This is a genomic window from Gordonia sp. (in: high G+C Gram-positive bacteria), from assembly GCF_049299075.1.
GTDB lineage: Bacteria > Actinomycetota > Actinomycetes > Mycobacteriales > Mycobacteriaceae > Gordonia.
In genome coordinates this window covers 1-7,956 of the sequence record NZ_JBAQWU010000143.1, presented here as the reverse complement: position 1 = coordinate 7,956, position 7,956 = coordinate 1, and the positions used below count along the sequence as shown (strand labels likewise).

At 66.8% G+C, this 7,956-nt stretch carries 8 protein-coding genes; 3 read left to right on the top strand and 5 right to left on the bottom strand.

Annotation, left to right across the window (positions count from 1 at the left end):
- From WAW85_RS04815 to WAW85_RS04805, 3 genes are all read right to left on the bottom strand, one after another.
- Positions 1-587: phosphatase PAP2 family protein (locus WAW85_RS04815; RefSeq protein ID WP_422558508.1), on the bottom strand; the 587-nt coding region annotated here is incomplete at its 3' end.
- A 391-nt stretch (positions 588-978) separates the two neighbouring features.
- On the bottom strand, positions 979-1,473 hold the full coding sequence (locus WAW85_RS04810; protein ID WP_422558507.1) for a ferritin: 495 nt from the start codon (positions 1,471-1,473) through the stop codon (positions 979-981).
- Positions 1,474-1,565: 92 nt separating this feature from the next.
- Positions 1,566-2,180: a TetR/AcrR family transcriptional regulator gene (locus WAW85_RS04805; RefSeq protein WP_422558506.1), complete on the bottom strand. Its 615-nt coding sequence runs from the start codon at positions 2,178-2,180 to the stop codon at positions 1,566-1,568.
- A gap of 112 nt (positions 2,181-2,292) precedes the next feature.
- Here WAW85_RS04805 and WAW85_RS04800 point away from each other — a divergent pair, with 112 nt between their 5' ends.
- Positions 2,293-2,730 (top strand): hypothetical protein, encoded by a 438-nt coding sequence (locus WAW85_RS04800; protein WP_422558505.1) that lies wholly within the window; start codon positions 2,293-2,295, stop codon positions 2,728-2,730.
- A gap of 60 nt (positions 2,731-2,790) precedes the next feature.
- Positions 2,791-4,101: a glycosyltransferase 87 family protein gene (locus WAW85_RS04795; protein WP_422558504.1), complete on the top strand. Its 1,311-nt coding sequence runs from the start codon at positions 2,791-2,793 to the stop codon at positions 4,099-4,101.
- Here WAW85_RS04795 and WAW85_RS04790 read toward each other — a convergent pair.
- On the bottom strand, positions 4,089-5,453 hold the full coding sequence (locus tag WAW85_RS04790) for an MBL fold metallo-hydrolase RNA specificity domain-containing protein (protein ID WP_422558503.1): 1,365 nt from the start codon (positions 5,451-5,453) through the stop codon (positions 4,089-4,091). The genes WAW85_RS04795 and WAW85_RS04790 overlap by 13 nt on opposite strands.
- 146 nt (positions 5,454-5,599) lie before the next feature.
- Positions 5,600-5,929 (bottom strand): transglycosylase family protein, encoded by a 330-nt coding sequence (locus WAW85_RS04785; RefSeq protein ID WP_422558502.1) that lies wholly within the window; start codon positions 5,927-5,929, stop codon positions 5,600-5,602.
- A gap of 273 nt (positions 5,930-6,202) precedes the next feature.
- Between WAW85_RS04785 and WAW85_RS04780 the strand changes: the two genes are divergently transcribed.
- Positions 6,203-7,956: AMP-binding protein (locus tag WAW85_RS04780; RefSeq protein ID WP_422558501.1), on the top strand; the 1,754-nt coding region annotated here is incomplete at its 3' end.

Sequence of the window (7,956 nt, the reverse complement as noted above, 5' to 3'; positions counted from 1 at the left end):
CCGCCGATCACATCGAGCGGATAGTGCACGCCCATCACCATCCGGTGGTAACCGACCTCCTGGGCGCGGGCCAGCAGCGGTTGGCCGAATTCGGGCAGCATTAGCGCCCAGAGCATCGCTTTCCAGGTGGCCTGGTTGGTGTGCCCGGAGGGGAACGACGTCGACAGTGGGTCGTTCTGGTACGGGCCGGACTCACCGGGACGGTGGAACTGGGTGATCTTGTTCGGAGCCACCACGAACGGCCGCGGATAGTTGAACACCAGCTTCTCGGGGAACGTCGACGAGGCCACGCCGCCGCCCCGGGCCAGGGTGCCGGCCAGCAACTGCTCGGTCTTGGGGAGGCGGCCGGCGGTGAGTGCGGCGCGGAACTGGGCGCCCACCCGCGTGCCGAGGGCATCGGACATGGTCTCCAGCAGGTCGTCGTGCTCGTCGGCCAACGCCCGGTTCACCACGGCGGGCTCGTTCTTGGCGGCCTGGTTGATGTCGATGACGGTCTGCAGATTCTGCTTCAGCACCGCCGGATGATGGTCCCGGAGGTCGTTGAAACCGTCGACGATGTCGTAATAGATCCCGCCGTGTGAACTCACGTCTGAGGGGTAGACCGTCGCGATAACGCCGATCGGAAACGGTGTCGGATGCGGTTTGGTCGGTGCGGCCTGCGCTGGGGCGACGGCGATGGTGGCGGCACACGCCGCAGCGGACAGGAGAGCAAGAGCGGATTTCACGGGAGACGACATCACGTGGAGCAATTGCACGCTGTTCCAATGAATTCCTGGGTAATGCCAGATGGCGGCCCCCGGAATCACCGGCGAACATTTCGATGGGCTATTGGTGGTGCACCAGAGTGGACATTGCAGTTAACGCCGCCGTCAGGTGCCATTTTCTAGCACCTGGTGGCGGCGATAGATTCTCGACGACGATGCACGACGGCCCCGACCGAATCTGATCGGGGCCGACGCGTTCGAGGGCAGCGAGTGGTTACACGCCGCCGGCGCCCAGTTCGGCGTCGAGTCGCAAGATGCCGGAGCCGTCGTCGTTGATGAGCTTGGCGCGACCGAGGATTTCGCGCACGGTGGCTTCTTCTTCGACCTGCTCGGCGATAAACCAGTCGATCACCGGCCGTGAGTCGATGTCCTGCACGTCGTGGCCGAGGCGGAACAGGCTGCGGATCGACTCGGAGACGTTCTCCTCGGCTTCGAGGGCGATCTCGAAGGCCTCGGCGATGCTGTTGATCTTGATCGACGGGAGGTGGATGTCCCCGATGACCGGGTGGTTGTCGCGGTCGGTGAGGTGTTTGATCAGCCGGTCGGCATGCGCCAGTTCCTCGGTGGCGTGCGTCTTCATCCAGCTGGCAATGCCGGGAAGATCCTTGAGGTCGAATTCGATGGCCAGCTGCCGGTACAGCAGGGCGGACTCGAATTCCAGGGTGATTTGCTTGCTGAAAGCGTTTTCGAGTTCTTCATTCATCTTCATAGCGGCCACGGTAATACCGATCCGTCCTTCTGACTAGGAAGCATTGTCTACCCTATAACACTTCTGACCTGCGGCGATGTGGTAATCCTAACCTAATTGTGACGCTGCCGGGCGTGCGGTTCGCCGGGGCGTCGTCGGGGATCAGCCACGCGCACCACCATGTCGATCACGATTGCCAGGTCCGCGGCCGCTCGCTCGTCGTCGGCGTCGCACACGTATTGCAGGATCAGGCCGTCGATACTGGCCACGATGAGGCGACCGAGCTGCTCGAAGGCGACCGCGCACACCTCGTCCGCACGGTCGGCGGCGTCCCGACACCAGCGCGCCGTCGCGGCGGTGTACGACGCGTACTGCCAGCGGGCCAAGTGCTGCTGATCGGGTGCGCGCAGCGAATAGGTGGTCAGCTCGTACTGCATGATCTGCAGGTCCTGATCGGACACCAAGATGGTCCAAAAGTCGGTGATGCCCAGCCGGAGGGTGTCCGCTAGGCCGGTGCCCGACTGCAGCGACGACTCGAAGATCGTGGAGATCTGGTCGACGAGGTCTTCGATAACCTGGCGCAGTAATAGCTCGCGCGTCGGATAGACGTACTGGAGGGTGCCGAGCGGGACCCCGCCCTCGGCCGCCACGTCACGCAGGGAAGTACGGGCCACGCCCTCGCGGGAGAGCACCGTGCGGGCGGCCGCCGCCAACTGCTTGGCGCGCACCGCGGAGTCGAGTCGAACGATGGCAGGCCGCCTTCCCCCCGAGTTGTCCGATGGGACTTCAGACTAGGCGAGGGGCGGGGCTGAGCCGGGGAGGCGCCGTACGCTGGCCGATGTGAAACTTGAATTGGCGGCGGAACTGGCGCTCATCGCCGCCGGTCTGCTCTTTCTGTGGGGGCTGCTGCTCGGCGTGTGGAAGTTCGCCGCGATCAGCGCAAGCTCCGACGGCCACGCGCACCTCTACGTCGACATCGCGCACCGGGCCGCGCTGATGTACTCGTTCGCCACCCTGCTGCTGGCCGCGCTCGTGCAGTTCAACGCCTGGCCCAGCTGGCTCACTGTGGCCGCTCTCGCCGTGGTCGTGGCCTTCTTCGCCGGAGCCATCGCCGCGTACTGCCTGCACGGCTGGCGCCGGGACACCGAGAACCAATACCATCCGGCCGGTCGTGCACTCACCGCGGCGACTATCGCGCTGATCGTCGGCGAGGTCGGGGGCACACTAGTGATCTTCAGTGGCTTCCTCGCGCACGTTCTGCACGGGTGGGCGGCATGACTCCGCTGTCTCCGGTCGCCGCCGGGACGGCGTCGCGCTGGGTTCGTTGAGCGTGCCGCGATGACAATTCCGCAGGCGGTGCGGCCGTGGTTCACTGCGGCCGTGCTGAGCATCGTCGCCACGCTGCTCGTCGTTCCATACGAGGCCGTCGTGCAGCACGTTCCGCCCGTCGACTTCTACGTCTACCGGTATGCGGCGCAGGCGGCGTACGACGGCGCGAACCTCTACGACGCGAACGTCTTTGGCCCGGGTATCGGGCCGAGTGGGCTGCCGTTCACCTACTCGCCGTTCGCCGCCGTCGTGCTGTGGCCGGCGACGCTGTTCGGCGCGCAGACCGCGTATCAGCTGTGGAGCATCGCGAGTCTGCTGGCGCTGGCCTACGTGCTGAACAAGTATCTACCCGGGCCGTGGCCGCTGCGTCTGCTCCGGCTGGTGGCGGCACTGGTGATCGCGCGCTTTACCGTCGTGCTGTATCACCACCTCTCGTTCGGCCAGATCAACCTGCTGCTGATGGCGCTGTGCGTTGCCGACGTGTTCGGCGACCGGGACTCGCGCCTGGGCCGGGCACTGCCGCGCGGCGTGCTGATCGGTGTCGCGGGTGCCATTAAGTTCACGCCGATGCTGTTCCTGCTCTTCTTCCTGGCGGCCCGGCGTTGGCGTGACGCCGCGTGGACGATGGCCGGATTCGTCGGGGCGACGATCGTCGGGTTCGCGGTCTTCCCGGCCTCGTCGACGACGTTCTTTACCGACACCTTCTGGCACCTCAGTGACAAGGTGGACCTCGGCGCGTTCTTCGCGACCTCCGGCAACAACTCGCTCACGGGGGCCTTCGCCGCGCTCGGCCCGGCTTGGCGCACAGTCGGCACGGTGCTCGCCCTGGTTGCCGCGCTCACCGGGCTGTGGCTAGCCTGCCGCGTTGACCGCCGCCTCGGTCTTGGCCCGGCCGCACTGGTGGTCGGGCTGACCGCCGCGATGGTGTCGCCGGTCAGCTGGATCCACCACTGGGTCTACCTGCTGCCCGCGCTGGTCTACCTGGCCGGCTACGGCGGCACTGCGGCCCGCTGGTTCGCCGGCGCGGCGACGGCGTTCCTGGTGGTCACCCAGGGCCCGACCACCGGCGATAACCTGCTCGCCACCGACAATCCGTGGCTGTTGCTTCCCGGCCTCGCGGCCCGCGAGTCGCTGATCCTGCTCGGCGCGGCGGTGATCACGTTCCTCGCGACGCTCCCACCCCGCGACCCGCTGCCGCCCCGACGTCCCGATAGCCGTCTCCGTGTCGCGACTCTCTACGACAGTCGCGACCCGCCCAGCGGCGGCGACATTCAGAGAGGGGCGCGACACGCGGGCGAGGACGATGGCTACAGCGCGTAGACCTGGTTCGGGAGCGAGACGGTCGCGGTGAAGCCGAGCTCCCGCTGCATGCGGTGCCGGAGGGACTCGGCGGCCTGCGGCTCGCCGTGCACGATGAAGCTGCGGCGCGGTGGGTGCGCGAAGCCGCCCATCCACCGGATCAGCTCGTCGCCGTCGGCGTGCGCGGAGAACATGTGCAGGTCGGCGACCTGTGCCTTGATCGGCACCCACTCGCCGTACAGCTTGAGGAACTTCGCACCGTCGGCGAGCGAACGACCGCGAGTGCCGACGGACTGGTAGCCGGCCAGCACGATCGTCGTGCGCGGGTCGCCGGCGAAGGCGGCCAGGTGGTGCAGGATCCGGCCGCCGCTGGCCATGCCGCTGGCCGACAGCACGATCTTCGGCTTCCGATCGGCGGAGATCAGCTTCGACGACTCGACGTCGCGCGTGTACTCGGCGATGGAGAACATCTCATCGGTCACCGCCGGGTCGAGCCGGTGCTGACCGGGGAAGTCGCGTAGCAGGGCGCTCGCGTTAATCGCCATCGGCGAGTCCACAAAGACCGGCACGATCGGGATTCGGCCCGCGCGCTGCAGCTGCCACAGGTAGTAGAGGATCAATTGGGTGCGACCGACGGCGAACGCCGGAATCAGCACCGTGCCGCCGCGCTCAAGGGTCTCGGTGACGATCTTCTCCAGCGCATCCAGCGGCGACGTCGAGTCGCGTAACCGATCACCGTAGGTGGACTCGGTGACCAGGACGTCGGCATGCGCAATCGGCTCGGGGTCGAACATCAGCGGGTCGTCGTACCGACCGAGATCGCCGGTAAAGGCGACCGTCTTCCCGTTCCACTCGACGGTCACGGTGGACGCGCCCAGGATGTGCCCGGCCCCGCGGAAGGTCACCTCGACGCCCGGCAGCGGTGAGAAGGGCTCGTGCGGCGGTCGCACCTCGAACTGGCGCAGAGTGGCTTCGACGTCGTCGAGGGCGTACAGCGGCAGCGCCGGGTGGTGCTTGGACGCTGTGCGCTTGTTGGCGAACTCGGCATCGCGGACCTGGATGTGCGCGCTGTCGCGCAGGATGATCTCGGCGACCGCCGCAGTGGCCGGCGTGCAATAGATGCGCCCGGTGAAACCGGTTGCCACCAGCCGCGGCAGATAGCCGGTGTGGTCGAGGTGCGCGTGGGTCAGCACGACGGCCTCGATGCTCGACGCGTTGACCGGCAGCGGGCGCCAGTTGGCTTCGCGCAGGTTCTTGATGCCCTGGAACAGCCCGCAGTCGACCAGCAGTGCATGGCCATCGCCCTGCAGTAGGTGTTTGGATCCGGTGACGGTGCCAGCACCGCCGAGCGAGGTGAGGGTCAGTCCAGCCATGACCTCAGACTAGTTCGCTACTGATACCGCTCGGTGGGGAGGAGAAACGAACGGCGGGGCCAGTCGAGATGACCAGCCCCGCCGTGCGCGGGTGGATGTGATCTACGCAGACGCCCATCGCGTGGGGGCGCCGATGCGCGAGTCGATCAGGAATACAGCAGCGGACCGCAGCTCGGCCACGCGCCCACACCCTGGCTGGCCAGGGTGTTCTCGGCCACGCGAATCTGCTCCCCGCGGCTCGCCTCGTGCGGCAGGCCGGCGCCGCCATTGGCGGTCCAGGTGCTCGGCGAGAACTGCAAGCCACCGTAGTAGCCGTTGCCGGTGTTGATGGCCCAGTTGCCACCCGACTCGCACTGGGCGACAGCGTCCCAGTTGCCGCTCGCGGCAGACGCAGTTCCGGCCAGGGCGCTCATCGGGACAATCGTCAGGGCGCCGGCAATCAGGCTGCCGGTGGCGATCTTCTTGGTGATGCTCATGGTCGTATTTCCTCCTTGTCTCGCCGGGCGCTGAGTGCTAGGCGATTCGGACCGGAGACCACGTTACGAAATGGAAAACCATCCGTCACCTGGTGGTTTGTGGCCCACCTCACAGTGCTGCTAACAATTGCAAGCGTTGGATTTGGGTATTGGTGCAGGTCATCGCGGGCGTTTGGCCGTAACCGTTTCGTTATCGTTCCCCGGGCGATTGTGAGGCGGCACACACCGCGAAAGTGACGGTGCACACGCCTCCGCGTCGCTAGCGTGGCACTCGTGGGCGCATACAACGACGAATTCACTCGCAGCATCGACGATCCAGAAGGCTTCTGGCTTCAGGCCGCCGAGGCGGTGGACTGGCTGTCGCCGCCGACGCGGGCACTCGACGCGTCGAATGCGCCCATCTACCGATGGTTCCCCGACGCGACCCTGAACACCTGCGCCAACGCGCTCGACCGGCACGTCGCTGCCGGGCATGGCGACCGGCCCGCACTGATCTGGGATTCGGCAATGGTGGGCGAGCAGCGCACCTATACCTACGCCCAACTGCTCGACGAGGTCGCGACCTTTGCGGGCGTGCTCGCTGCCCGCGGTGTCACCAAGGGCGACCGCGTCGTGATCTATCTGCCGATGATTCCGGAGGCGGCCATCGCGATGCTCGCCTGTGCGCGCCTCGGTGCGGTGCACTCGGTGGTCTTCGGCGGCTTCGCGGCCCCCGAACTGGCGACTCGGATCGACGACGCCGAGCCGGTCGCCATCATCACCGCCTCGGGTGGTCTGGAGCCCGGCCGTACCATCGAGTATTTGCCGATGGTGCAGGCGGCGCTGGGCCTGAGCGCCACGCCGCCGTCGACCGTCATCGTCAAGGATCGTCCACAGGTGGCGGGTTCGGCGGCAGACTACGGATGGTTGGACTGGGATACGGCGGTCGCCGGCGCCGCGCCGACCGCGCCGGTGGAGGTGGCCGCAACCGATCCGCTCTACATTCTCTATACATCGGGAACCACAGGTAAGCCGAAGGGCGTGGTGCGCGACAACGGCGGCCATGCCGTCGCGATGACCTGGTCGATGCGCAACATTTACGACATCAAGCCCGGCGAGGTGTGGTGGACGGCCTCCGATGTCGGCTGGGTGGTCGGCCACTCCTACATCGTCTACGGGCCGCTACTGGCTGGTGCGACCACGATCATGTACGAGGGTAAGCCGGTCGGCACCCCGGATGCTGGCGCGTTCTGGCGAGTGATCGCCGAGCACCGCGCCGTGGCCCTGTTTACCGCGCCCACCGCCATCCGCGCGATCCGTAAGGCCGATCCGGAGGCGGTGGAACTCGCCAAGTACGACACGTCCTGCCTGCGCACCCTGTTTGCCGCCGGTGAGCGGCTCGACCCGGACACCTTCTTCTGGGCGAGCGAGAAGCTCGGCGTGCCCGTCGTCGATCACTGGTGGCAAACCGAGACCGGTTGGTCGATCGTGGCGAATCTGCGTGGCCTGGAGGAGCTGGAGATCAAGGCAGGCTCACCGACGGTCCCGGTGCCCGGCTATCGGGTGGAAGTGGTCGACGCCGAAGGTAACGCCGTCGAAGCCGGGGCCGAAGGCAATATCGTCATCGCGCTGCCGATGCCGCCCGGCACCCTAGCTGGGCTCTGGCGTGACGAGGAACGGTTCGTCGCGTCATACCTGAGCACGTTCGACGGCTACTACCTCACCGGCGACTCGGGCTACCTTGACGAGGACGGCTATGTCTTTGTTCTCGGTCGCTCCGACGATGTGATCAACGTCGCCGGGCACCGGCTGTCTACCGGCAGCATCGAGGCCGTCGTGGCCAGCCATCCCGCCGTCGCCGAGTGTGCCGTGGTCGGCATTCGCGACGACCTCAAAGGGCAGCGGCCGTCCGGATACATCGTGCTCAAGGCCGGTGTCGACACGGGTGAGGAGACGCTGCGCGCGGAACTGGTGAAGCTGGTGCGCGAGGAGATCGGTGCGGTTGCCACGTTCCGCGATGTCACTGTGGTCGCGGCGCTGCCGAAGAC